We start from the raw sequence: 25,068 nt of genomic DNA on the forward strand, positions 1-25,068 counted from the left end.
GCCCGCCCCGCGGCGGCGACCGCGGCGCCTGTTTCGGAGGCCGGGGAGGCCGCGGCTCCGGACGCGCCCGCCGCCAACCCGGCCCCGGAGGCCATCGACATGGAAGCGCTCCTCGACGAGCAGCGGCGGATGGTCACCGAGGCCGTGCAGAAACAGGTGAACCCGCTCCGGCGCGACATCGAGGCCTACAAGGAAAAGCGCGACCTCCAATCGGTTCTCGGAGGGATCGGCTACATCCTCGGCATCTTCGGCATCGGCTTTTATTTCGCCGCGCGCCGCAAGATGAAGGCGGCCTGAGCATGGGACATGTCCTCGGCGCCGAAAGGCCGGCCCTCAGCGATACCGCCGGCCCGCAGCGCACGCTGCTCGCCGGCGTCGATCCGCGCAGCCGCATCCTCGCGGCCATCGCCTTCTCCATCGTGATCGTGGCGCTCGAGGACATGTCGCTGCTGTGCATCGGCCTTGCGGCCGCCATGGCGCTGATGCTGGCGGCACGCCTGCCGGTCGCCGCAACGCTGAAGCGCATGGCGGCGATGGATTCCTTCATCGTCTTTCTCATCGCCATGCTGCCCTTCACCGTGCCCGGAGAGCCAATCTTCACGCTCTTCGGATTTGCCGCCAGCTGGGAAGGGCTCTGGCAGGCCGTGGCGATCGCGCTCAAGGCGAATGCGGTGATCCTCGCCCTCATGGCGCTGGTCGGTTCCATGGAGCCCGTGACGCTCGGCCACGCGCTGAGCCGCCTCAAGATGCCGGAGGGCCTCGTTCATCTCCTGATGTTCACGGTGCGCTACATCGACGTGCTGCATCAGGAGTACCAGCGGCTGCGCCTCGCCATGAAGGCGCGCGGTTTCCAGCCGGCGACCAACCACCATACGCTGCGCTCGCTCGGCTACCTCCTCGGCATGATGCTTGTACGCGCCATCGAACGCTCCGAAAGGGTTCTGGCGGCGATGAAGTGCCGTGGTTTCACAGGGCGCATCCCGCTTCTGGACGAACTGGCGTTTTCGGGCCGCGACCTCCTCTTCGCGGCCGGGTTCACGGCATTCCTCGGTGCGCTCGTCGCGCTTCAGCTCAGCCTCTAGCCCGGCCGGAGAGAGCAAGATGTCCGAGCTCATCACGCTGTCCGACGTCCATTTTGCCTATCCGGGCGGACCGCCGGTGCTGCGCGGCGCTTCTCTCACACTCCTGGAGAAGCAGCGGCTGTGCATCGGCGGCCATAACGGGGCCGGGAAATCGACGCTGCTGCAGGTGATCGTCGGCCTGCTGAAGCCGCAAGCCGGCCGGGTCCTGGCCTTCGGCTCCGAAAGGCGCAAGGAGAAGGATTTCCACGAAGTGCGGCGGCGCGCCGGCCTCGTCTTCCAGGATCCGGACGACCAGCTCTTTTGTCCGACCGTGGCGGAGGACGTCGCTTTCGGCCCGCTCAATCTCGGCAAGGGCCGCGAGGAGGCGATGGCGATCGTCGACGAGGTATTGGCCCGTCTCGACCTTTCGGCGTTTCGCGATCGCATCACCCACAAGCTGTCTGGCGGGGAGAAGCGCCTCGTCACGCTCGCGGCGGTCCTTGCCATGCAGCCCGACGTTCTCCTTCTCGACGAGCCGACCAATGCGCTCGACGTCGACAACAAGGCGCGCCTCAGGGAAATACTCCTTTCCCTGCCGCAGGCGATGATCCTCGTTTCGCACGACCACCGTTTCCGCCGCGAAATCGCGACGCGTACCCTCTTCATGGTCGATGGCCGGATCGAGGAACGCGAGCCGCGCTGCCGCTAAAGCGGCTCAGAAGCTCAGTATGCGGGTGTTATCGGCGATCAGCCTGGCGCCCATCGCCTCCGGCTTGCCGGGCGCGACGCCCTCGATCAGCGCCTCCTGGCCGACGCCCTTGTTGGGCAGGTAAAGGGCGCAGACCTCGACCTTTGTGCCGGTCTTTTCGATGAGCGTCTTCATCAGACCCTGCGGGCTCATGGCCTTCGGCTTCTGCAGTGCGAGCGCGGTCGAGGGCGGGCTCTTCAGCGCCAGATCGCCCGCCGGGCCGCACAGGAGGATATGGGCGCTCGAACCCTGCTGCACGGCCTGCATGGTGAGGATCATCGCCATCAATTGGGTCTCTGGCTCGGCCGCGGTCAGCACCGTGACGAGCTTCGGCTTTTCCTGCGCCGAGGCCGGCGTCGGGGCCGGGACCGCGACAACGAGAAGGGAAAAAGCGAGCGTGGCGAGGATCTTGAGCATCCGGTTCTCCTTGCGGCAGGTTCAGGCTTCATATTCGATACCGGATATATGTTTGCCGCACAGCGGCACCATGGCGACCGCTGCGCCCGTTCGTCACAGGCGGCGGAGTTTGTTTGGAATACTTCTAAAGTCTTGATTTTACTGACGATTTCGTGATCTGCAATTGTTGACTCTGAACCTCCCCAATTTATAGTCCGCGCTCGGCAAACGCGGCGTTTGCTCTTTCCATGTCTGGGCTTTGAACCCTTTCATCCGGAGGTATTTCATGTTCGATTTTTCGCGCCGACCCGGCACGCTGACGGCGCTTCTCATTGGGGGCGCGGTCGCGCTTCTCGGTCCTGGCAGTGCCAGCGCTGAGGAGAAAGGAGAGGTCAATATCTACTCCTACCGCCAGCCCTATCTGATCGCCCCGATCACCGAGGCCTTCGAAAAGGAGACCGGCATCAGGGTCAACACCGTCTTCCTCGCCCAGGGGCTGGAGGAGCGCATCCAGGCGGAGGGCGCCAACTCACCCGCCGACGTCATCATGACCGTGGATATCGGCCGGCTGGAAAACGCCAAGCAGATGGGCATCACGCAGCCCGTCACGGACGAGGTCATCGAGAGGGATATCCCGGCGCAGTACCGCGACCCGGAGGGTCACTGGTTCGGCCTGACGACGCGCAGCCGCGTCGTCTACGCCTCCAAGGAGCGCGTCGAGCAGGATACGATCACCTATGAGGAGCTCTCCGACCCGAAGTGGAAGGGCCGCATCTGCATCCGCTCCGGCCAGCACGTCTACAATATCGGCCTCATCGCCTCGATGATCGCCCATCACGGCGAGGAGGCGACGGAAGAATGGCTGCGCGGGCTGAAGAACAACCTCGCCCGGCGCCCGGAGGGCAACGACCGCAATCAGGCCAAGGGCATCTTTTCCGGCGAGTGCGACATCGCCGTCGGCAATACCTACTATGTCGGCGTGATGGCGACCAACGAGGAGGAGCCGGAGCAGAAGGAATGGGCAAACGCGCTCAAGATCCTCTTTCCCAACAACGATGCGCGCGGCGCACATGTGAACATCTCCGGCATGGCGATGGCCAAGAACGCCCCGCACCCCGAGAACGCGCTGAAGTTCATGGAATTCGCCACCCGCGACGAGGCGCAGCACATCTACGCGGAGAAGAACTTCGAATATCCCGTGAAGGCGGGTGTGCCGGCTTCCGACATCGTCGCGTCCTGGGGCGAGATTCATCCGGACGAGCTGCCGCTGGCGGAAATCGCCCGCTATCGCAAGAAGGCTTCAGAGCTGGTCGACAAGGTCGGCTTCGACGAGGGGCCGAGCTCCTGAGCGAACCCCTCATCTGCAGGAAGGGCCCGGCGGCGAACGCCGGGCCTTTTTGCGTTACCGCCTGAGAAGGACCGGCTCCGGTGACGCCGCAGGAACCGCTGCTTTCTTTTCGCATCTTTTCCTGGCGCCGACGCGGCGCGCGTAACGCACTCGGCGGGCACCGGCTGCTCTCCGGCCTCGCCTGGCTCGTTACGGCGCTGGTGCTGGTTCCGCTCGTGGCGGTCCTCGTCATCGCCATGGGCTCCTCCCAGGGCGTGTGGCCGCACCTCGTCTCCACCGTCCTGCCGCATGCCGTGCGCACGACGCTTCTTCTGATGGCCGGCGTCGCCATCCTCTCGTCCACGATGGGCGTCGTCGCGGCCTGGTTCGTCACCAATTTCACGTTTCCCGGCCGGCGCTTCCTGGAAGTAGCGCTGGTGCTGCCCTTCGCGATGCCGCTCTACATCGCCGCCTTCACCTATATCGAGTTCTTCGATTTCACCGGCCCGCTGCAGACCGCCATCCGCGCCGCCGGCGGATATACGAGCGTGCGCGAGTACTGGTCGCCCGAGGTGCGCAACCTGCCCGGCGCCATCGTCATCATGTCGTCGGTCCTCTATCCCTACGTCTACATGACGACCCGGCTTCTCTTCCTGATGCAGTCGGTGACGGCCCTGCAGGTCGCCCAGACGCTCGGCTGCAGCCGCTTTTCCGCTTTCTTCCGCGTCGCCGTGCCGCTGGCCCGCCCGGCGATCGCCATCGGCATCACACTCTGCCTGATGGAGACGCTGAACGACATCGGCGCCGTCGACTTTCTCGGGATCCGCACGCTGACCTTCTCGGTGTACGACACCTGGCTCAACCGCGGCTCGCTCGCCGGGGCCGCTCAGATCGCCACCGTCATGGTCGGTTTCGTCGTCGTGCTGATCGCGGCCGAACGCGCCGCGCGTGGGCGGCAACGCTACCATGTGGGGCGCGCCGAGCGCGGTCGCTTCCGCATCACGCTCAAAGGCTGGCGCGCCGCGGGCGCGGCCTTCCTGTGCTCCATGCCGCCACTGCTCGGCATCGGCATTCCGGGCTACGTCCTCCTCGATTTCGCCTCGAGGCGGCTCGCCAAGTTCGCCCATCCGGAGCTTTTGGCGGCCGCGACGCACAGCGTCACGGTGGCGGCGGCCACCGGCATCGTGACCGTCGTCGCCGGCCTCGTCCTCGCCTATTGTGCCCGTCTTGCCGCCTCGCGCTTCCAGCACGCGGCCCTGAAGGTCGCCCTGATCGGCTATGCCGTTCCCGGCACGGTGCTCGCCCTCGGTATCCTCGTGCCGCTCGCAAGGCTCGACAATTCGGTGGACGCCTTCATGCGCGCCACCTTCGATGTCTCAACGGGCCTTCTCATCACCGGCTCGGCGGCGGCGATCGTTTACGCCTGCTCGGTGCGCTTCCTCGGCGTCGCACAGGGCACGATCGAGGCCGGACTTTCCAAGGTCACCTCGCATCTCGACATGGCCGCCAGAACGCTTGGCCGGACGGCGCAGCAAACCCTGTTCGACGTGCATGTGCCCTTGATGAAGAAGGCGCTGGGCGCCGCCTTCCTGCTCGTCTTCGTCGACAGCCTGAAGGAGCTTTCGGCAACGCTGCTCCTGCGCCCCTTCAACTACGACACGCTGGCGACGCTGGTCTATTCACGGGCCTCGCGCGCCGCCTATGGCGATGCGGCGATCCCGGCTCTCCTCATCGTTCTCGTTGGGCTCGTGCCGGTGGTGATGCTGCTCAAGAACGCCGCACCGGCCGCCCCCGAGCGCCGCGGCTCCGGCTGAGGGCTGCGGGCGAGCCCGCCTCCAGCGACTGGTCAGGGCGCACTGCGTGCCGAAAATCTGCCTTCGTCGGGTCGCTCCTGAAGTCCCGCGACATGGAGGATTGTGCGCCACATCTTGCGGATTTATCACTTAAAGTTGTATTATTCTGGCAAATGATGCGAACGTGTCTTCTCGGTTGCGTTGCGGCAGCTCGATAGGAGTTCACGAGAGGGCAATCGCCGGACATCCGTATCAGCCGGAACATCTGCGCGGCATCGCGCAATCATTGCTGGAAGATACCAATCAGGCGGAGGGCGAGGCGCCTGGAACGGAGCGCTGTTGGATGAGGGTGAGGCCATGAAGCTTGCGTTCGACCTCGGCTATCACGGCGACCTCACCGAGGCGGCCAATGACGACATTCTCGACCAGCAGCAGCTCGGTTTCGTGGTTGCCGCCAACATCGCGCAGGATCTCCTGCAGACGCAGAGCTGCGTGCATTTCGACAATTGCGACTTCCCGGGCGGTATCTCCCATATCGCCGACGAGTGGAACGTCATCGACCAGCTCGCCGACAAACATCCCGACGTGGCGCTCGGCGCCTTCGGCGCGCTGCTGCACACGATGCAGGATTTCTACGCCCATTCGAACTGGATCGAGCTGCACCGGAACGACGCCGCGATACCCGTCTGGAACCAGAAGCTCTCAAGCCTTCCCGCCGCCATCGTCAGCGGCACATGGTGGATCGGCTCGCCAAAGCTGTGCGGCCCGAACGCACCGAGCCATTCGGATCTCAACAAGGACAGCCCCACCTCCAGAGAAGGAAGCAAGCTCGTCGCCGCGGGGCCGAATGCAGGCAAGAGCCTGTTCGACCTTGCCTATGCCACCGCGCTGGAAGCGACCAGGGAGGAGTTCGCGCGCTTTTCGGCAGTCAGGCTCGCACCGCTCGCCGCGGGCGCGAACAGCGTCTCGCCGCTCTCCGACCTGATCGCCGCGAACGAGGCGCTGCGCGATATCTACTGAGCCTCTAGAAGCGGAGCGCCTCAATGTCCTTGTAGATGTCGAGCGCCTCGGGATTGGCGAGCGCCTCCACATTCTTCACTTCGCGCCCGTGCACCACGTCGCGGACCGCCAGCTCGGTGATCTTGCCCGATTTGGTGCGCGGAATGTCGGCGACGGCGACGATCTTCTGCGGCACATGGCGCGGAGAGGCGCCCTCGCGAATCTGCTTCTTGATGCGCATGGTCAGTTCCTCGTCGAGATCGACGCCCTCGGCGAGGCGCACGAAGAGCACGACGCGCACATCGCCCTCGAAATCCTGGCCGATGGCGAGGGCCTCCATGATCTCCGGCATCTGCTCGACCTGATTGTAGATCTCCGCCGTGCCGATCCTCACGCCGCCGGGATTGAGCGTGGCGTCCGAACGGCCATGGATCACCATGCCGCCGTGCCCGGTCCATTCGGCGAAATCGCCATGGCACCACACGCCCGGAAACCGCTCGAAATAGGCGGCCCGGTATCTGCTCCCGTCCGGATCGTTCCAGAAGCCCACCGGCATCGAGGGGAACGGGCGGGCGCAGACGAGTTCGCCCTTGGCGCCCTTCACCGGCTGACCGTCCTCGTCCCAGACATCGACGGCCATGCCGAGGCCCGGCCCCTGGATCTCGCCGCGCCAGACCGGTTCCAGCGGATTGCCCAGGACAAAGCAGGACACGATGTCGGTGCCGCCGGAGATGGAGGCGAGATGCATGTCCGCCTTGATCGACTGGTAGGCGAAATCGAAGTTCTCCGGCGCCAGCGGCGAACCGGTCGAGGTCATCATGCGGAGCGCGGAGAGGTCGTGCGTCCTGGCCGGCTCCAGCCCCGCCTTGCGCACCGCGTCGATGAACTTCGCCGAGGTGCCGAAGATCGTCATCTTCTCCGCCTCTGCGTAGTCGAAGAGCGTGTTGCCGTCGGGATAGAAGGGCGAGCCGTCATAGAGGAGCAGCGTCACCCCGGCGGCGAGGCCGGAGACGAGCCAGTTCCACATCATCCAGCCGCAGGTGGTGAAGTAGAAGAGCCTTTCCCCGGGCACGAGCGAACAATGCAGCCGGTGCTCCTTGAGGTGCTGCAGCAGCGTGCCGCCCGCCCCGTGGACGATGCACTTCGGCACGCCGGTCGTGCCGGAGGAGAAGAGAACGTAGAGCGGGTGGTTGAAGGGCATGCGCTCGAAAGTGAGCTCGGCAGGGGCGAACCCCTCGAGGAAGGCATCGAGCGTCTCGCCCCGGGGGACGGCCGCGGCGACTTCTCCGGTCCGGCCGATATAGGGGACGACGACGACCTTTTCCGCCGAGGGCAGCTTGTCGGCGATCATGCCGAGTTTCTCGGCCACCTCGATGGTCTTGCCGCCATAATAGTAGCCATCCGGCGCGATGAGCAGCTTCGGAGCGATCTGGCCGAAACGGTCGAGGACGCCCCGCGTGCCGAAATCGGGCGAACAGGAGGACCAGATGGCGCCGAGGGAGGCAGCAGCGAGCATCGCCGCGATCGTCTCCGGCATGTTCGGCATCATCGCGGCGACGGCATCACCCGGTCCGATGCCGGCCGCGCGCATCGCCTGCTGAAGGCGCGAGACGAGGGCCGCGAGATCATCCCAGGAGAGGCGGTATTCCACCTTGTCCTCGCCGCGGAAGACGAGGGCGTCCTCCGCGCCGGAGCGGCGAAGGAGGTTTTCGGCGAAGTTCAGCCGCGCATCCGGGAAGAAGGCGGCGCCCGGCATCGCGTCGGGGTTTTCCAGGATACGCTCGCCCTTCTCGCCGATCACCGCGCACTCGTCCCACACGGCATCCCAGAAAGCTGCCGGCTCGGCCGTCGACCAGCTATGCAGGGCGCGAAAACCCTCAAGGTCCTTGCCGGTCTTTTCCGCGAGCCCTTTCGCGAAGCGCGCCATCGGCGTCGCGGCGGCCTTGGAAGGATCGGGCGTCCAGAGGGGCGTATCGGTCATCGGCGTTTCCCTGCGCTTTTTTCGAAGTGTTTGCGGGTTGCCCATGGCATGCCACAGCCGGCGGGGAGCGCCAAGAGCGCAAGATGTGACTAGCCTTTTCCGCGCCTTGCGTTCCGCCGGCAAAGTGCCTATCGCCGGGGTCTAACGGAGAATTAATCGGATGGTGAGGCGCTCTCTCATCGCTTTATGCGTGCTGCTCGTCCTCCTCGGAGGGCTGGGCTATCTCGCCACCCGGATCATCTCGGCCGACGACGTCAAGCAGCAGATCGGTGAACAGATCTCCGCCTGGACGGGCCGCGAGGTCTCGCTGCAGGGCGATGCCGTCATCACCGTGCTGCCGAACCTTTCCGTCAAGCTGAAGGACGTGCGCATCGCCGGCCCCGACGGCGGCAACGAGCCCTTCGTCACCATGCGGTTCCTGAAGGCCTCCATCCGCATCCTGCCCCTGTTCATCGGCGAGGTGCAGGTGGAGAACTTCTCCATCGTGGCGCCCGACATCCGCCTCGTCCGCGAGGCGGATGGCCGCCGGAGCTGGGACTTCGACAGCGGCGCGGCGGCGCTGCAGCTCGCCTTCGCCGGGGATGTGCGGCTCGGCTCCTTCTCGGTTCAGGAAGGGCATATTCTCTACATCGACGAGATCACCGAGCAGCGCGAGGAACTCTCCAACGTCAATCTCGGCCTCAAATGGGACAGCGTGCGCCGCCCGATCGAGGTCTCAGGCCGGCTCGACTGGCGCGGCGCCGAAGTCAATCTCTCCGCCTCCGCCCAGGAGCCCTACCGCTTCATCCGCGGCGGCGAGACGCCGCTCAGCGCCGACCTGCAGTCGACACGCTTCAACGGCTCCTTTTCCGGAACGATGCGCAATCCGCGCCAGCCTGCTCTGCTCGGTCGCGGCGCCTTCAACGCGGAGGACCTGACCGGCTTCCTCACCTGGGTCGGCAACCCTTATGCCGAAACGACCCCGGTGAAGGCGCTGCGTATCGATTCCAACGTGGAGATATCCGGCCGAAAGGCGAGCTTTTCCGATGCCAGCGTGGCGGTGAACGGCGTCTCCGGGCGCGGGGCGTTCACGCTCGATCTCGCTTCCAAACCGTCGCTCTCGGGCACGCTCGCCTTCCCGAGCCTGGATATGTCGCCGGCCATCGCCCATCTCGTCGACTGGCAGGATGGCGAGAACCTTCTCTCCGGTCGCATCAACGCCGACTGGCTCGACGAGTTTTCGGCCGATCTGCGCGTCTCGGCCGAGGAAATGCGCCTGAAGTCGCTCCGTCTTTCCTCCGTCGGGGCGTCCCTCCTCGTCAACGATGGCAAGGCGACACTGACCATCGCCGAGGCTGGCCTCTATGGCGGACGGCTCAGCGGCTTCATCAGCCTCGCCCAGGAAGAGAACGTGCCGGCAATGGAGGCCTCGCTGAGGGCAGGCGCCGTCAAGGGCGGCGATCTTCTCGCCGCGCTCGGCCTTTCCTCCTTCGCCGGCCTCGCCGACATCTCGGCGGAGCTGCGCTCCGGTGGCGAGCGGCTCCTCGACATGGTCGAGGGGCTGCAGGGGCGCGTGTCAGTCGCCGCGGCGAACGGGCGACTGCCCTATATCGACCTTGCCGCCATCCGCAGCCGAAAGGCCGCCGAGACGACGCCTCTACTTTCGGCCAATGCCAGCACCGACTTCACCAGCCTCGCGGCCGAGATCACCTTCGCCGAAGAGATCGCCCATATTGCGAACTGCAAGGTGGAAAACCCCGGCTATACCGCGGAGCTTTCCGGCGATGTCGGCCTGGAAAGCCGGACCCTTGCCCTTTCCGGCACGATGACGGCGAAAAGCGCCGGCGCCGAGCCGATGCCGGTGCGCATCGTCGGCACGCTGGCGAGCCCGGAAGTCGCCCTCTCCCCGCCCCCTTCCAACTGATTTTTCCTGCTAGCCTCAGGGCGCCTTTGCCGGCGCCCGCACCTTTCCGATCACCGAAGCCGCGAGGACACCCGTCGCCACGAAAGCGACGAGGATGGTGCAGACGGCGTTGATCTCCGGCGTCACGCCGCGGCGGACCTGGCTGTAGATCTTCATCGGCAGCGTCGTCGCCCCCGGCCCCGTGGTGAAGCTGGCGATGACGAGATCGTCGAGTGACAGGGAGAAGGCGAGCATCCATCCGGCGGCGACGGCCGGGAAGATGAGCGGCAGGGTGACCGCAAAGAAGGTCTTTGCGGGCGTCGCGCCCAGGTCGAGCGCCGCCTCCTCCAGCGAGCGGTCAAAGGACATCAGCCGCGACTGCACGACCACCGCCACGAAGCACATGGCGAAGGTGATGTGGGCGATGGTGACGGTCCAGAAGCCGCGGTCGAAATTGATCGCCACGAAGAGGAGGAGGAGCGACAGGCCGGTGATCACTTCCGGCATGACAAGCGGCGCATAGACCATGCCGGAGAACAGCGTGCGCCCGAAGAACCGCCCCGAGCGCACCAGCGCGATCGCCGCCAGCGTGCCGAGGACCGTAGCGATCGTCGCGGAGAGCAGCCCGACCCGTAGCGTCACCCAGGCAGCGTCGAGGATGCTCTCGTTTTGCATCAGCTGCACATACCAGCGGGTGGAAAATCCGCCCCAGACCGTGACGATGCGCGAGGCATTGAAGGAATAGAGGATGAGAATGAGGATCGGCAGGTAGAGGAAGGCCATGCCGAGCGTGAGGGTCGTCAGGTTGAAGGCCGTGAAACGCCTCATCACGCCGACCTTTCCTGCATCTTCTGGAAGATGACGATCGGCACGACGAGCAGCAGCAAGAGGATGATGGCGACGGCGGAGGCGACCGGCCAGTCGCGGTTGTAGAAGAACTCCACCCAGAGCGTGCGCCCGATCATCAGCGTGTCGGAGCCGCCGAGAAGATCCGGGATGACGAACTCGCCGACGGCGGGGATGAAGACGAGCAGCGAGCCGGCGAGAATGCCCGGCAGGGAGAGCGGGATGGTGATCTGCCAGAAGGCCTTGAGCGGCGTCGCGCCGAGATCGGTCGCCGCCTCGATCAAGCGGTAGTCCATCTTCTCCAGCGTGGCGTAGAGCGGCAGCACCATGAAGGGCAGGTAGGAATAGACGATGCCGATATAGACGGCCCAGTCGGTGTTGATGATCTGCAGCGGCTCGGTGATGAGGCCGGTCGCCATCAGCGCCTGGTTGAGAAGACCCTCAGGCTTCAGGATGCCGATCCAGGCGTAGACACGGATGAGGAAGGACGTCCAGAAGGGCAGGATCACCGCCATCAGGAGGATCGGGCGCAGCCTGTCGGGCGCCCGCGCCATCGCCAGCGCCATGGGATAGCCGAGGAGGAGCGTGATCAGCGTCGAGATCACGGCGATCTTCAGCGAGGAAAGATAGGCCTTGATGTAGAGGGCGTCCTGGGTGAGCCACAGATAGTTGTCGAAGGAGAGCTCCTTCGCCTTCTCCCAGAAACCGGCAAGCTGGTCGAAGACGGGCACGTAGGGCGGCATGGCGATTGCCGTCGCCGAGAAGGAAATCTTCAGGACGATTAGGAACGGGGCAAGGAAGAAGACCAGAAGCCACACATACGGGACGATGGTGACGATCCACCGCCCGAAGAAGAGGCGCAGGCCCGCCATCAGCCCGCTCCCCCCGCCCGCCGCAGCGGCAAGAGGACGACGACGAGCGCTGCAAGCGCCGCCGGCACGCCGAGCCAGAAGGAGCCGAGGGCGAAGCCGGCGAAGACGAGGCCGGAGAGGAGGACGAGGCGCGACGGGCCCGGCAGCCTTCCGCCCGAGCCGGACAGCAACAGCCGCAGCCCCATCGCCGCGCCGAGCAGCAGGATCGGCCCGGCGATCACGGCGCCGAGCCAAGGAAGAGCGAGCCCCGGACGCCAGACCGCCAGCAGCACGAACGCGCCCATTGCCCATGCCACGGCCGCCATCATGTGAAGGCGGCGGAACTCGGCGGCCCGGCCGCGGCCCCTCTCGGCCCGATCCCGCGGATCGAGCGGATTGAAGAAAGCACGGTCGAGAGCGTCGGCCATCCTCACCCCGCCAGAACGATGCCGGCATCGGCACGCCAGGAGATCCAGACGCGGTCCTCCCAGGTGATCGGCCGCTCGACCTCGCGGTCGGCGTTGAGGCGGGTCGCCCGCACCACGTCGCCGGAGGCAAGCCTGACGTTGTAGATGGAGACGTCGCCGAGATAGCCGATATCCCAGACCTCGCCCTCGATCAGGTTCGGTGCCGTGCCCTCTTTCGCCCCGGCCGGCCTGTCATGGCTGATCACCATCTTCTCCGGCCGGATGGCGAACCAGACGGTGTCGCCGCGGGCGGGTGCCGCCGCGCCGTTCGGCGCTGCCGCCACCTCGACGGCGAAGCCGGCGGAGGTGGCGATGCGCAGCCCGCCCCCGGCAAGCGGCTCGGCCGTGCCTTCGAAGATGTTCACGTCGCCCACGAAGTCCGCGATGTAGCGGGTCGCAGGCGCCTCGTAGATCTCGGCGGGCGTCGCCACCTGGATGATGCGGCCGTGGTCCATGACCGCGATGCGGTCGGCCATGGTCATCGCCTCCTCCTGGTCGTGGGTGACGATAACGAAGGTGAGGCCGAGATCCTGCTGCAGGTCGGCGAGTTCGAACTGCGTCTCCTCGCGCAGCTTCTTGTCGAGGGCGCCGAGCGGCTCGTCGAGAAGCAGCACCTTCGGGCGCTTGGCGAGGGCGCGGGCGAGAGCGACGCGCTGCTGCTGGCCCCCGGAGAGCTGCGAGGGCTTGCGGGCGGAAAACTCTTCCAGCTTGACGAGGCGCAGCATCTCGGCGACCCGCTGGGCGATATCGGCCTTGCCCATCCCCTCCTGCTTCAGGCCGAAGGCGATGTTGTCGGCGACGTTCATGTGCGGAAAGAGCGCATAGGACTGGAACATCATGTTGACGGGACGCCGGTGTGGGGGAACGCCCGTCAGCGGCTGTCCTTCCAGCAGGATCTCCCCCTCGCTCGGCTCCTCGAAGCCCGCCATCATGCGCAGGAGCGTGGTCTTGCCGCAGCCGGAAGGGCCGAGAAGGGCGAAGAATTCGCGCTCGTAGACGGTGAGGGACTGGTTATCGACGGCGGTGAATTCGCCGAAGCGCTTGGTGACGTTTCTGAGCTCGATGAAGGCGGGCTCGCTCGGATCGTTCCACGGCTGGAAACTGCGCCTCACGGGACCGAGCGTCTTGGCCATGCGCGAACCCTGCCCCTTCGTTGTGCTGCGAAAGCCGCCCGGCTGCCTTGCGAGGCGGCGGGAGGGGCGCCGGGCCCTTCCCGCTCGCCGAGACTACTGGCCGGTCTTCACGCTCGTCCAGGCGCGGGTGATGAGGCGCTGCGTCTTGGGGTCGTAGGAATCGACCGTATAGAGCTTCTCCATCACGTCCTCGGGCGGGTAGATCGCGGGATCGTCCTTCACTTCCGCGTCGATGTACTGGACGGAATCCTTGTTGCCGTTGGCGTAGAAGACGTAGTTGGAGGCCTTCGCGACGGCTTCCGGACGCAGCATGTAGTTGATGAAGGTATGCGCATTGTCCGGATGCGGGGCGTCCACCGGGATCGCCATCTGGTCGAACCACATCTGCGCGCCCTGTTTCGGAATGACGTACTTCACGTTGACCCCGTCGGCCGCGGCATCGATCGCCTGGAAGACGTCGCCCGACCAGCCTACGGCGAGGCAGATGTCGCCGTTGGCGAGGGAATCGATATAGGCGGAGGAGTGGAACTTCTGGATGTAGGGTCGGATCTTCTTCAGCGCCTCTTCGGCCTTTGCGATGTCGCCCGGATCCTTGGAATTGGGATCGAGACCGAGATAATTGAGCGCGGCCGGGATCATCTCGGCCGGGGCGTCGAGCATGTAGACGCCGCAATCGGAGAACTTGGAGACGACGTCCGGATTGAAGACCAGCTCCCAGGAATCGGTCGGCGCATCCGCCATGCGCTCGGCGATCTTGTCGACGTTGTAGCCGATGCCCGTCGTGCCCCACATGTAGTTGACCGAGTATTCGTTGCCCGGATCGTATTTGGAGACCCGCTCGGCGATCTGGTCCCAGACATGGGTGAGGTTCGGCAGCTTTGACTTGTCGAGCTTCTGCAGCGCGCCGGCCTGGATCTGGCGGACCATGAAGGGCGCAGCGGAGGGCACGACGACGTCGTAGCCGGTGCCGCCGGAGAGGAGCTTCGTTTCCAGGATCTCGTTGGAATCGTAGACGTCGTAGACGACCTTGATGCCGGTCTCCTTGGTGAAGTCCTCCAGGATCGTCTCGTCGATGTAGTCGGACCAGTTGTAGACGTTGACGACCTTCTCCTCCTGGGCGGAGGCGGCAGTGGCAAAGCCTGCCATGGCGAGGCCCGCGGCCACGCCCATCAGCGCTCTCAGCATGAAATGCTCCCTTCTTGGACGGCCGGGCTTTTCCCGCTTCATCGCAGCGCAGCCGGCTTCAACCCCAATCATGGGTCGGCAGCATAGGCACGAGCGCCGGCCTGCTTCAATCGCTGCCATGCAGAAATCTGAGGCATCTTAAGGAATCTCGCGGTCCGACTTGGCGATCCGGTAGTCGGCGAGACCGGCCGGGCGGGTCGCCGGCGGCTGGGCGCGGTGGGCGCAACCTTCGCGCTCGCACAGCCGGCAGGTGACGCCCACCGGCCGCGGCGGGGCGGCCCGCACGAAGTCGTACGAGGTCTCGGAGGCGAAGCGCTCGGGAAATGCGAGCAGGCTGATCCTGAGCGGTGGCGGCAGCGAGGTTTCCGCCAGGGCCTCCGCCTCGCGGGCGGCGAGCGCCAGAAAGGTCGCCCCGTCCGGAAAGACGAGACGGGCGGCGAGAACGCCGCTTTCCGTGCGCCGGTCGAAGACGGGCAGCCGGCCGCAGGGGGCGCCGAAGCGGGCGAAGGGGAAACCGGCGCCGCGCACACGCAGGATGGGCGAGCCGGCCGCGTCGAGGACGAGGAGCGCGGCCTCGAAGCCGGCATCGGGCCGGCCGCCGAGGATGGCGAGGCGCGACATGATGCGCGCGCCGCGGGTCTGGAAGCGATGGCAGAGCGCGGCGATGTCGAAGCGCAGTTCGCGCGCGGCGCCGGCTAGGCGCGGCGCGGGAACGAGGATCGCATCCGCCAGACGGCGGGCAAAGCCGGCGCGCAGCAGGCGCTGGCTCTCGCCGTCCTTGAGCCCGGCCTCGTTGGCGAGCCTGGCAATCATCTGGCCGTGGCCGGACTGGGCCACCTGCAGGGCGACGAGATAGGCCCGGTCGATAAGCGGCACCGCCTCTGAGATGAAGAAGCGCATGGAATGGCGGTCGAAGCGGGCACGCTCGTCCGGCAGCGCCCCCGTCGGCAGGATCCTGAGGTCGATGCCGTGGCGCTCGCGCAGATGCGCCTTCAGCGCCGCGAAGGGATCGTCGCGCGGCGTCAGTTCATCCGTCAGGGCAGACGCGGCCTCTTCCAGCTCGCCGATCCACGGCCCCGCCTCCTCGAAATAGGCGGCCACGCGATCGAAGGGCAGGCGCGCCGTCATCTCGGCCCGCAATTCGCCGCCTTCGGCGAGAAGCTGGGAGAGCTCCGTCAGCCGCCCCGCCCCTTCCATATAGGCCTCGTAAAGACGGGCGACGCCGCGCACCACATTGGGCGCGGCCTCCGCCACCTCCTCCAGCTCGGAGGGGCTGGGCACCTCGTCGGACAGAAGCGGATCGGCGAAGACGGTCTTCAGGGCGTCGAGCCCCTCGCCTTCCTCGTCGAGCTGCAGTTCGGCGGCCGAGATGTCGAAGGCCGCCTGCAGCTTCAGCAGCACCTGCACCGTGAGGGGACGCTGGTTGCGCTCGATGAGATTGAGATAGCTCGGCGAGATCTCCAGCGCCCCGGCCATATCGGCCTGGGTGAGGCCGAGGGAATTGCGGATGCGGCGGATGCGCGGACCCGCGAAGATCTTGCGTTCGGCCATGCCTCTCCCCGCTGCGACAGGAGCGCAACCTACAGCCGGCAGCGAGGCTTGTAAATTCTTTACATACTAAACAGAGCGCGCTGCGCACGCCTTACAACTTCACTTCAATTCCCTGCCTTCCGGCGCTTCCGCGCTGGCATTTTGTGCGCTGCGATGTAAATGCGACGACAATCAACCCGAGAAGAGGCGGGGGCGGAAGGTAAGGAGATTGACATGACAGATTTCAACAAGCTCGTTCCGACGGCGCCGGAAGGCCGCTACGAAGGTATCGAGCGCCCCTACACGGCCGACGACGTCAAGAAGCTGCGCGGCTCGCTGAAGATCGAGTACACGATCGCCGAGCACGGCGCCAACCGGCTGTGGAAGCTCTTGCACGAGGACGATTTCGTCAACGCGCTGGGCGCCCTTTCCGGCAACCAGGCCATGCAGATGGTCCGCGCCGGGCTGAAGGCGATCTATCTCTCCGGCTGGCAGGTGGCGGCCGACGCCAACGTCGCCGGGGCGATGTATCCCGACCAGTCGCTCTACCCGGCCAATTCCGGGCCTGAGCTCGCCCGCAAGATCAACCGCACCTTCCAGCGCGCCGACCAGATCGAGACCTCCGAGGGCTCGCAGTCGGTGGAGACCTGGTACGCGCCGATCGTGGCCGATGCGGAGGCCGGCTTCGGCGGCCCGCTCAACGCCTTCGAGCTGATGAAGGCCTATATCGAGGCCGGCGCGGCGGGCGTGCATTACGAGGACCAGCTCGCTTCGGAAAAGAAGTGCGGCCATCTCGGCGGCAAGGTGCTGATCCCGACCTCGGCGCATATCCGCAACCTCACCGCCGCGCGTCTCGCGGCCGATGTCTGCGGCGTGCCGAGCCTCGTCGTGGCGCGCACCGACGCGGAAGCTGCCAAGCTTCTCACCTCCGACATCGACGAGCGTGACCGGCCTTTCGTCGATTACGACGCAGGCCGCACGGCGGAAGGCTTCTACCGGGTGCAGAACGGGCTGGAGCCCTGCATCGCCCGCGCCATTGCCTACGCGCCCTATGCCGACCTCATCTGGTGCGAGACCTCCAAGCCGGACCTCGAGCAGGCGCGGCGCTTCGCGGAAGGCGTGCACAAGTTCCATCCGGGCAAGATGCTCGCCTACAATTGCTCGCCCTCCTTCAACTGGGAGAAGAACCTGGACAAGGAGACGATCGCCAAGTTCCAGAGGGAGCTCGGCGCGATGGGCTACAAGTTCCAGTTCATCACGCTGGCCGGCTTCCACCAGCTGAACTTCGGCATGTTCGAGCTCGCCCGCGGCTACAAGGATCGCCAGATGGCGGCCTATTCGGAGCTGCAGCAGGCCGAGTTCGCGGCAGAGGCCAACGGCTACACGGCGACGCGCCACCAGCGCGAGGTCGGCACGGGCTATTTCGACGCGGTCTCCATGGCGATCACCGGCGGTTCCTCGTCGACGACCGCGATGGGCGAATCGACGGAATCGGCCCAGTTCCGCAAGGAGATGGAGGAGCGCGCCCACGCCGCTTGAGCGAGGGGGGCCGCGCCCCGCAAGGGGCGCAACAAAAAGCCTGCAGGCATCCGCCTGCAGGCTTGATTTTTCGCCGCCATGTCGCGCACCCTTCATTGGCCTCCGGTGCCATCCGGTGTGCTCAAGAAGGGTGCCGATCTCGCGGCGCCCGATGAGGAATTGGAGACAATGTTGACCAAACCGCCGGTGAAGGAGCGCGCCGAAGCGCTTTCCTCCGAAATGACCGACGAGCAGCAGGCGGCGATCCGAGTGCTCGCCAATGAGCTGCACCGGCTGAACCAGGCGGTCATCGGCTGCGTCGATGCCGGCCTTTCGGTCGAGCTGCAGCGCACCGCCCGCCACCATTCCGAAGATGGATTCTGGGGCGACCTGCTCGTCCCCATCGTGGTCAAGCAGCGCTAGCCGCATCATTCAAATTTCGGCCGGGCGCCTCGCCCGGCCCTTTTCCCGCGGCGGGCCTCGCCGCGGCCTTACCCCGCTGCACCGCTGACGGAAACGCGCGCAGAACCCCTGGCCCTTCCTTTCGGGCCGCTCCATGCGGGCGGTCACGGCGCTAGCCGCCGAGCCCCAGCTCCTTCCTCTTCTTCTTCGACAGACCGGCCGCGACCAATGCGTGCGAGGCGCGCAGATAGTCGCGGAGCTCCGCATCGGTGAGGCCGGGCGCGCCGTAGTGCTGGATCCATTTGAGGCCGCGCGAAGCGAGATAGGGCGCCGGCCGCAAACCCGGCTGATCCTTCAGGACCTCAAAGGAGATCTCGCTCGCCTTGAAGGTGTAGGCCGGACGATCCTCCTGCCAGCCGCCGATGGCGAACACCTTGCCGCCGACCTTCCACACCTCGGCCCCGCCCCACTGGACGACATGCGTCGTTGCCGGCAGGCCGGCGCAGAAGGCGTTGAACTCCTCGTAGGTCATCATGGGCTCCCCATCGGTCCGGCCCGTCAAGCTAGCGGAGAGGGCGGCCGATTTCATGCCATGCCGAGGGGGACGTCTCCGATACAGGTTCAAACGATCGTTTGACTAAAACAAACGTTTGATCTATATCTCGGCCATGGACGGCGTGCTCGCCGCCGCAGCTCGCAAGGAAAAGCGCGTGCCACCCGGAAAGCCTACTCCCGCTCAAAGCCCTGCCAATATTCCCGGCGACGGAACGCGCGAGCGGATTCTCGATGCGGCGCTGGAGCTTTTCGGCGAGCGCGGCCTGCATGCGGCCTCCGTGCGCGACGTCGCCAAGCTCGCACGCGCCAACGTCGCCGCGATCTCCTACCATTTCGGCGGCAAGGAGGAGCTCTACAGGGCCGTCGCAACCTATATCGCCGGACTGATCGGCGATCGGGTGGCCGAGCGCGCGCCGCAGGTGGTGCTGTCGCCGCCGCCGGAAACGCCCGAGGCGGCGCTTGCAGAGCTCGACATCGTCATGGAGACCGTCGTCGACGTGCTGGTCGGCAGCGAGGACATGCGGCGCGTGGCGCGCTTCGTGCTGCGCGAGCAGATGCAGCCTTCGCCGGCCTTCGACATCATCTACGATTCCGTCATGCAGCGCCTGCACGAGCGCGTCTGCCTCGCTTTCGGGATCGCCACCGGAACGGACGGGCAGAGCGAGGCGGTGCGTCTGCGCGTCTTTCTGCTCATCGGCCAGGCGATCTTCCTGCGCGTCGGCGAGGCGGTCGTGCTGCGCCGGCTCGGGCTTGAACGCTACGACGAACGGCTGCTCGGCGAGGTCAAGACGATGCTGAAGCAGCATGTGCGGCTCATCGTCGAAGATCTGCATCGCAGCGCGGAGGCATGAGATGGGCACAGCGCGGTTTCTCGTTGCCGCTTTCCTCGCCGCCCTGACCGTTGCGGGACTTGCCGGCTGCAAGCCCGCGGGCGAGGCGGAAGGCGAGCTCCTCCAGGGATATGTGGAGGGCGATTTCATCTACGCCGCGCCCGAGATCGCCGGCCGCATCGCTTCGATCGACGTGCACGAAGGCGAGCGGGTGAAGGCGGGCGATATCCTCTTCCGGCTGGAGACCAAGACCCTCCAGGCGCAGCTGGAGCAGGCGCAGGCCGAGCTTTCGGCCGCCAAGGCTGAGCTTGCCGATCGCCGCGAAGGCCAGCGCCCGCCAGAGCTTGCTGTCATTTCGGCGCAGATCGACAAGGCCGAGGCGACGCGCGTTCAGGCGGAGCGGGAATACCATCGCCAGGAGGAGCTCTTCGACCGGGGCGTCATCGCCGGGGCACGGCTCGACCAGGCGCGCGAAGCGCTGAGGGTCGCCGAGGCGCAGCTCGCCGAGGCGAACCGGCAGAAGGAAGTGGCGACGCTGCCGGCCCGCACGGCGCAGATCGAGGCGGCCGAGCGAAAGGTGGAGGCCGCCGGCGCATCGTTGGATCAGGCGAGGACGCAGCTCGGCAAGGCCGTCGTGGCGGCACCGGAAGCCGGCCTCGTCGACGACGTCTACTACGAACCGGGCGAGGTGCTTTCGGCCGGGGCGCCGGCCCTTTCGCTGCTTCCGGACGCCAAGCGCAAGATCGTGTTCTTCATTCCCGAGCCGATGCTCGCCCGCTTCGCGCGCGACGACGAGGTCGCCGTGACCTGCGACAACTGCCCGGCGAACCTTTCGGCGCGCGTCACCCGGATCTCGGCCGAGGCGGAGTTCACCCCGCCCGTCATCTTTTCGCAGCAGCGGCGCGAAAAGCTCCTCTTTCGCGCCGAGGCGCGGCCTGCCGGCGAGGCGGCGGAGCTGCGCGTCGGCCAGCCCGTCGATATCAGGCTCAAGGGCCCGGGGGGCGTGTGATGGCCGGGCAGGCTGCCGCGATCCGCGTGGAGAACCTCACCAAGCGCTTCGGCGGCAAGGCGGTGGTGAAGGACATCGACCTTGAGATCGACCGCGGCGAGATCGTCGGCTTCCTCGGCCCGAACGGCTCCGGCAAGACGACGACGATCCGCATGATCTGCGGCCTCCTTCGCCCCGATGGCGGCGAGGGATCCTGCCTCGGCTACGACATCATCACCCAGGCCGAGGAGATCAAGCGGCGCGTCGGCTACATGACGCAGCGCTTCTCGCTCTACGAGGACCTCACCATTGAGGAGAACCTCGTCTTCGTCGCCCGGCTCTACGGCATGAAGAGCGTGCACCAGGTGGCAGCACAGACGCTGAAGGACCTCGGCCTCCATTCCCGCCGTAAGCAGATCGCCGGCACGCTGTCGGGCGGCTGGAAGCAGCGGCTCGCGCTTGCCGCCTGCATCATGCACAAGCCCGATCTCCTCCTCCTCGACGAGCCAACGGCGGGGGTCGATCCGAAGGCGCGGCGCGAATTCTGGGACGAGATCCACGAGCTCGCCGAGAACGGCCTCACCGTCCTCGTCTCCACCCACTACATGGACGAGGCGGAGCGCTGTCACCGCATCGTCTACATCGCCTACGGCACCATCGTCGCCCGCGGCACGGTGGCGGAGATCGTCGAACAATCGAAGCTCTCCACCTTCATCCTGACGGGCAAGGATGCGAGCCGGGCGGCCAAGGCGCTCACGGGCGCCAAGGGCGTGGAACAGGTCGCTCCATTCGGGGCGGAAGTGCATGTGGTCGGCTCCGACGCCGCCGCGCTGAAGGCGGCGGTGGAGGAGGCGGAAAGCAAATTCGACATCAACGTTCTGGGTGGCGAGACGACGCTGGAGGACGTATTCATCCGCCTGATGAGCCAGGCCCAGGCACTGGAGGCCTAAGATGGGCTTCCTCTCGCTGTCGCGCATCAAGGCCGTCCTCCTCAAGGAGGTGATCCAGATGCGCCGCGACCGGCTCACCTTCGCGATGATCCTCGCCATCCCCATCATCCAGCTCGTGCTCTTCGGCTACGCCATCAATACGGATCCGAAGAAGCTGCCGACCGGCATCCTCGTCCTCGACGGCGGACCCGTGGCACGCGCCGTCGTTGCCGGCATGGAAAGCTCCGGCTATTTCGCCATCGCGCCGCTTTTGTCGCGCGAGCAGGAGGCGAGGCTCGCCCTGGAGGAAGGCACGCTCTCCTTCGTCGTCACCATCCCGCCCGGCTTCGAGCGCGACCTGGTGCGCGGCAAGGATGCGCAGATCGTGCTGGAGGCGGACGCGACCGATCCCGCAGCCTCGGCGAACGCGGTCGCGGCCATGCCGGAGATCGTCAACCGCGCCATCGCCCATGCACTCAGCGGCCCGCTGGGTGCGAGGAAGACCAATAACCCGAAGGCCGAGGTCGTCATCCACCGGCTCTACAATCCGGAGGGCATCACCCAGTATAACATCGTGCCCGGGCTCCTCGGCACGATCCTGACCATGACCACCATCCTAATGACGGCGCTCGCCCTGACGCGCGAGATCGAGCGCGGGACGATGGAAAACCTCCTCGCCATGCCGGTGAAGCCGGTCGAGATCATGATCGGCAAGATCGTGCCCTATATCGGCCTCGGCTTCCTTCAGGTCGGCATCATCATCGCCGCCGCCCTCCTGCTCTTCCATGTGCCGATGCAGGGAAGCTACGTGACGCTTGCCGTCGCCCTCCTCATCTTCATCGGCGCCAACGTCACGCTCGGCTACACCTTCTCCACGCTCGCCCGCACGCAGCTGCAGGCGATGCAGATGACCTTCTTCTTCTTCCTGCCCTCGATCCTTCTTTCCGGCTTCATGTTCCCGTTCCGCGGCATGCCGGACTGGGCGCAGTTCATCGGCAACGCCCTGCCGCTGACGCATTTCCTGCGCGCCGTGCGCGGCATCATGCTGAAGGGAAGCGGCCTTACCTATATCTGGCCGAATCTGTGGCCGATCCTCGTCTTCTTCGCCGTCATCTCAACGATCGCCCTCATCCGCTTCCGCCGCACGCTCGACTAGGTTGGCCGGGAACCGAAGACGGCCCGCAGCGTGACCCTTCGGCCACGGTTCCCGACCAAATGGCCCGACAAGGACAGGGGCGGTATGCCGCAGCGGCCGGGAGGCGTACTGTTTGCACCGTTGGATGGATTCCCGCGGTTCGGAGATATCTCTAAAGTGCGCGTTTTCTCGATGGCCCTCGCGGCGGGGCTGCTTGTTTCCCAGGCGGCGCTTGCACAGGAGTCGGCACCCGCCTACGGCGCGGGCGGCGAAGACTTCGTCATCGAGCTCGGTGGCGGCGCCTCCGTCACCCCGGCCTATGAGGGGGCGGACGACTACACCGTCCAGCCGAAGCCCTTCATCGCGCTGCACTACCTTTCGCTCCCCGTCCTCGGCAGTTTCGGCGGCGGCTCCGATCAGGGGCTTTCGGTCGGACCTTCCTTCCGCGTGGTTCCCGAGCGCGACGACAACGACCACAAGGCGCTGACCGGCCTCGGCGACGTCGATACGGCGATCGAGCTCGGCGGCAAGGTCGGCTATCGCCGCGGTTCGCTGGAGGCCTTCCTGGCTGTGCGCCGCGGCGTCACCGGCCATGACGGCTTCGTCGGCGAGGGTGGCGCCAACGTGATCGCAAATCCGCTGGAGCGGCTTGAGGTCAAGGCCGGACCGCGCTTCAGCTTCGCCGATTCCGAATACATGCAGACCTATCTCGGCGTCACGCCGGCGCAATCTGCCGCCTCGGGCCTTCCCGCCTTCAACCCGGACGGTGGCATCAAGGGCCTCGGCCTCGGCGCGGAGAGCCGCTACCAGCTTTCCGGCAACTGGACGCTGGTCGGCGAGGCGAGCTACGAACGCCTGGTGGGCGACGCCGCCAATTCGCCCATCGCCCAGGTGGGTTCGAAGAACCAGTTCTCCGCCGCGCTCGGCCTTACCTACAAGTTCGGCCTGGATCTCTTCGACTGATCCTTGCGAGCCTCACCGGGACCGATCCCGGGCTTTTCCACGCGCATTTCCGCCGTTTCCGGCCCTTTCAACCAATCACGGGCTTTCGCCTTCGGCCGTGAAATGGGATATGAAGGGCCGAGGCCCTTCATGAGCGAATCTCCCCTGCGCGACGCGCCGGAACCCCAGTCCGAAATCAGTGCCAGCCGCGGCGTCGCGAACGCCGAGGAAGGTCGCCGATGGTGCCGCGAGCGCGCCATCGAGGACATCGAATGCATCGTGCCCGACCAGGCGGGCGTGGCGCGCGGCAAGTTGATGCCGACGGAGAAATTCTTCGCCGACAAGCCGATGACGCTGCCGGCGGCGATCTTCACCCAGACCATCACCGGCGACTATCCGGAGCGCGACGAGGAGGAATATTCCGAATCGATCACCGACGGCGACCTCGTCTTCCGGCCGGATTTTTCCACACTCGCCGTGGTGCCCTGGGCGTCGGATCCGACGGCGCATGTGCTGCACAACGCCTTCCACCGCGACGGGCGGCCGGTGGAGGTTGCCCCGCGCCGGGTGCTGCAGCGCGTCGTGCAGCTCTATGCCGATGCCGGGCTGAAGCCCGTCGTGGCCCCGGAGCTGGAATTCTACCTCGTCAAGCCGAACCTCGACCCGGACTATCCGCTGGAACCGCCGGTCGGGCGCTCCGGACGCACCGAGCGCGCTCGCCAGGCCTATTCCATCTCGGCGGTGAACGAGTTCGAGGCCCTCTTCGACGACATCTACGAATTCTCCGAGGCGCAGGGGCTGGAGATCGACACGCTCGCCCATGAGGCGGGCACGGCTCAGATGGAGATCAACCTCAGGCACGGCGACCCGATCGAGCTTGCCGACCAGGTGTTCCTGTTCAAGCGCACCATCCGCGAGGCGGCGCTGCGCCACGAAATGTACGCCACCTTCATGGCCAAGCCGATCGCCGACGAACCGGGCTCGGCCATGCATATCCACCACTCGGTGGTGAACGCCGAGACCGGGGAGAACATCTTCTCCGATCCGGAGGGCGGGGCGAGCCGGGAGTTCCTCTACTATATCGCCGGCCTGCAGACCTACATCCCGCGGGCGATGGCGATGATGGCACCCTTCGTCAATTCCTACCGGCGCATCACGCCGCACACCTCCGCCCCGATCAACATGCGCTGGGGCTACGACAACCGCACGGTCGGCCTTCGCGTGCCTTTGTCGGACGCCGTATCGCGCCGGGTGGAGAACCGCGTTCCGTCCTCGGACGCCAACCCCTATCTCGCCATCGCCGCCTCGCTCGCCTGCGGCTATCTCGGCCTCGTCAACAAGCTGGAGCCGGACGCGCCGGCGGAAGGCACCGGCTATTCGGCGCCCTTCACCCTGCCGCGTTCCATCCTCGACGCCTGCCGGCTCCTGGAAAACACGCCTGAGCTGGTCGACATCTTCGGCAAGCCCTTCGTGCGCATCTACCGCAGCATCAAGGAGACCGAGTACGAGACCTTCATGGGCGTCATCTCCCCCTGGGAGCGCGAGTATCTCCTTCTGAGCGTCTGATCCT

General features: G+C 66.1%; 23 protein-coding genes and 1 pseudogene. 15 read left to right on the plus strand and 9 right to left on the minus strand.

Features of this window, described 5'->3' with window-relative positions:
* From CLD20_RS17590 to CLD20_RS17600, 3 genes and pseudogenes are all read left to right on the plus strand, one after another.
* Positions 1-297, plus strand: a pseudogene (locus CLD20_RS17590) (cobalt ABC transporter permease); the annotation flags it as partial.
* 2 nt (positions 298-299) lie between these two features.
* Positions 300-1,082, plus strand: coding sequence for a cobalt ECF transporter T component CbiQ (cbiQ, locus tag CLD20_RS17595; RefSeq protein WP_224407978.1), 783 nt, complete (start codon positions 300-302; stop codon positions 1,080-1,082).
* Positions 1,083-1,101: 19 nt separating this feature from the next.
* A complete protein-coding gene (locus CLD20_RS17600) occupies positions 1,102-1,770 on the plus strand; it encodes an energy-coupling factor ABC transporter ATP-binding protein (RefSeq protein WP_224407979.1) in 669 nt (222 codons plus the stop codon).
* 6 nt (positions 1,771-1,776) lie between these two features.
* Here the strand turns inward: CLD20_RS17600 and CLD20_RS17605 are convergent, their stop codons facing one another.
* Positions 1,777-2,226 (minus strand): hypothetical protein, encoded by a 450-nt coding sequence (locus CLD20_RS17605; RefSeq protein ID WP_224407980.1) that lies wholly within the window; start codon positions 2,224-2,226, stop codon positions 1,777-1,779.
* Between the two features lie 265 nt (positions 2,227-2,491).
* Between CLD20_RS17605 and CLD20_RS17610 the strand changes: the two genes are divergently transcribed.
* The 3 genes from CLD20_RS17610 to CLD20_RS17620 all read left to right on the plus strand — a co-directional run bounded on the left by CLD20_RS17610 (position 2,492) and on the right by CLD20_RS17620 (position 6,345).
* Positions 2,492-3,553 carry a Fe(3+) ABC transporter substrate-binding protein gene (locus CLD20_RS17610; RefSeq protein ID WP_224407981.1) on the plus strand — a complete coding sequence of 354 codons (1,062 nt, stop codon included), beginning with the start codon at positions 2,492-2,494 and terminating at the stop codon, positions 3,551-3,553.
* 80 nt (positions 3,554-3,633) lie between these two features.
* Entirely contained in the window at positions 3,634-5,346 is a 1,713-nt protein-coding gene (locus CLD20_RS17615; protein ID WP_224407982.1) for an iron ABC transporter permease, read from the plus strand.
* A gap of 336 nt (positions 5,347-5,682) precedes the next feature.
* Entirely contained in the window at positions 5,683-6,345 is a 663-nt protein-coding gene (locus tag CLD20_RS17620; protein ID WP_224407983.1) for a hypothetical protein, read from the plus strand.
* A 4-nt stretch (positions 6,346-6,349) separates the two neighbouring features.
* On the opposite strand, the gene CLD20_RS17625 is transcribed toward CLD20_RS17620, so the two are convergent.
* Entirely contained in the window at positions 6,350-8,305 is a 1,956-nt protein-coding gene (locus tag CLD20_RS17625; RefSeq protein ID WP_224407984.1) for an acetoacetate--CoA ligase, read from the minus strand.
* A gap of 160 nt (positions 8,306-8,465) precedes the next feature.
* On the opposite strand from CLD20_RS17625, the gene CLD20_RS17630 reads away from it, so the two are divergent.
* Positions 8,466-10,208 (plus strand): AsmA family protein, encoded by a 1,743-nt coding sequence (locus CLD20_RS17630; RefSeq protein ID WP_224407985.1) that lies wholly within the window; start codon positions 8,466-8,468, stop codon positions 10,206-10,208.
* A gap of 15 nt (positions 10,209-10,223) precedes the next feature.
* On the opposite strand, the gene CLD20_RS17635 is transcribed toward CLD20_RS17630, so the two are convergent.
* The 6 genes from CLD20_RS17635 to CLD20_RS17660 form a co-directional block, all read right to left on the minus strand.
* Positions 10,224-11,015, minus strand: coding sequence for an ABC transporter permease (locus tag CLD20_RS17635; protein WP_255599977.1), 792 nt, complete (start codon positions 11,013-11,015; stop codon positions 10,224-10,226).
* Positions 11,015-11,905, minus strand: a complete 891-nt coding sequence (locus CLD20_RS17640; protein WP_224407987.1) for an ABC transporter permease subunit — start codon at positions 11,903-11,905, stop codon at positions 11,015-11,017. Before CLD20_RS17640 ends, CLD20_RS17635 begins: the two co-directional genes overlap by 1 nt.
* Positions 11,905-12,312, minus strand: a complete 408-nt coding sequence (locus CLD20_RS17645; RefSeq protein WP_224407988.1) for a hypothetical protein — start codon at positions 12,310-12,312, stop codon at positions 11,905-11,907. Before CLD20_RS17645 ends, CLD20_RS17640 begins: the two co-directional genes overlap by 1 nt.
* 2 nt (positions 12,313-12,314) lie before the next feature.
* Positions 12,315-13,484, minus strand: coding sequence for an ABC transporter ATP-binding protein (locus CLD20_RS17650; RefSeq protein ID WP_224407989.1), 1,170 nt, complete (start codon positions 13,482-13,484; stop codon positions 12,315-12,317).
* A 93-nt stretch (positions 13,485-13,577) separates the two neighbouring features.
* On the minus strand, positions 13,578-14,669 hold the full coding sequence (locus CLD20_RS17655) for a polyamine ABC transporter substrate-binding protein (RefSeq protein ID WP_370636936.1): 1,092 nt from the start codon (positions 14,667-14,669) through the stop codon (positions 13,578-13,580).
* A 138-nt stretch (positions 14,670-14,807) separates the two neighbouring features.
* Entirely contained in the window at positions 14,808-16,220 is a 1,413-nt protein-coding gene (locus tag CLD20_RS17660; RefSeq protein ID WP_224407990.1) for a short-chain fatty acyl-CoA regulator family protein, read from the minus strand.
* 213 nt (positions 16,221-16,433) lie between these two features.
* Here CLD20_RS17660 and aceA point away from each other — a divergent pair, with 213 nt between their 5' ends.
* Together aceA and CLD20_RS17670 are read left to right on the plus strand one after the other, a co-directional pair.
* Positions 16,434-17,738, plus strand: a complete 1,305-nt coding sequence (gene aceA, locus CLD20_RS17665; protein ID WP_224407991.1) for an isocitrate lyase — start codon at positions 16,434-16,436, stop codon at positions 17,736-17,738.
* Between the two features lie 168 nt (positions 17,739-17,906).
* Positions 17,907-18,140 carry a hypothetical protein gene (locus CLD20_RS17670; protein ID WP_224407992.1) on the plus strand — a complete coding sequence of 78 codons (234 nt, stop codon included), beginning with the start codon at positions 17,907-17,909 and terminating at the stop codon, positions 18,138-18,140.
* A 151-nt stretch (positions 18,141-18,291) separates the two neighbouring features.
* Here the strand turns inward: CLD20_RS17670 and CLD20_RS17675 are convergent, their stop codons facing one another.
* Positions 18,292-18,651: an MmcQ/YjbR family DNA-binding protein gene (locus CLD20_RS17675; RefSeq protein WP_224407993.1), complete on the minus strand. Its 360-nt coding sequence runs from the start codon at positions 18,649-18,651 to the stop codon at positions 18,292-18,294.
* Positions 18,652-18,769: 118 nt separating this feature from the next.
* Here CLD20_RS17675 and CLD20_RS17680 point away from each other — a divergent pair, with 118 nt between their 5' ends.
* From CLD20_RS17680 to CLD20_RS17705, 6 genes are all read left to right on the plus strand, one after another.
* Positions 18,770-19,525, plus strand: coding sequence for a CerR family C-terminal domain-containing protein (locus CLD20_RS17680; RefSeq protein ID WP_224407994.1), 756 nt, complete (start codon positions 18,770-18,772; stop codon positions 19,523-19,525).
* Between the two features lies 1 nt (position 19,526).
* Positions 19,527-20,513, plus strand: a complete 987-nt coding sequence (locus CLD20_RS17685) for an HlyD family secretion protein (protein WP_224407995.1) — start codon at positions 19,527-19,529, stop codon at positions 20,511-20,513.
* On the plus strand, positions 20,513-21,442 hold the full coding sequence (locus CLD20_RS17690) for an ABC transporter ATP-binding protein (protein ID WP_224407996.1): 930 nt from the start codon (positions 20,513-20,515) through the stop codon (positions 21,440-21,442). The genes CLD20_RS17685 and CLD20_RS17690 overlap by 1 nt, the downstream gene beginning before the upstream one ends.
* Before the next feature lies 1 nt (position 21,443).
* A complete protein-coding gene (locus CLD20_RS17695; protein WP_224407997.1) occupies positions 21,444-22,577 on the plus strand; it encodes an ABC transporter permease in 1,134 nt (377 codons plus the stop codon).
* 156 nt (positions 22,578-22,733) lie between these two features.
* A complete protein-coding gene (locus CLD20_RS17700; RefSeq protein WP_224407998.1) occupies positions 22,734-23,519 on the plus strand; it encodes a MipA/OmpV family protein in 786 nt (261 codons plus the stop codon).
* A 129-nt stretch (positions 23,520-23,648) separates the two neighbouring features.
* Positions 23,649-25,064, plus strand: coding sequence for a glutamine synthetase family protein (locus tag CLD20_RS17705; protein ID WP_224407999.1), 1,416 nt, complete (start codon positions 23,649-23,651; stop codon positions 25,062-25,064).
* Positions 25,065-25,068: the final 4 nt, after the last annotated feature.

Source organism: Afifella sp. IM 167 (genome assembly GCF_020144925.1).
In the GTDB taxonomy this organism is placed as follows: Bacteria; Pseudomonadota; Alphaproteobacteria; order Rhizobiales; family Afifellaceae; genus Afifella.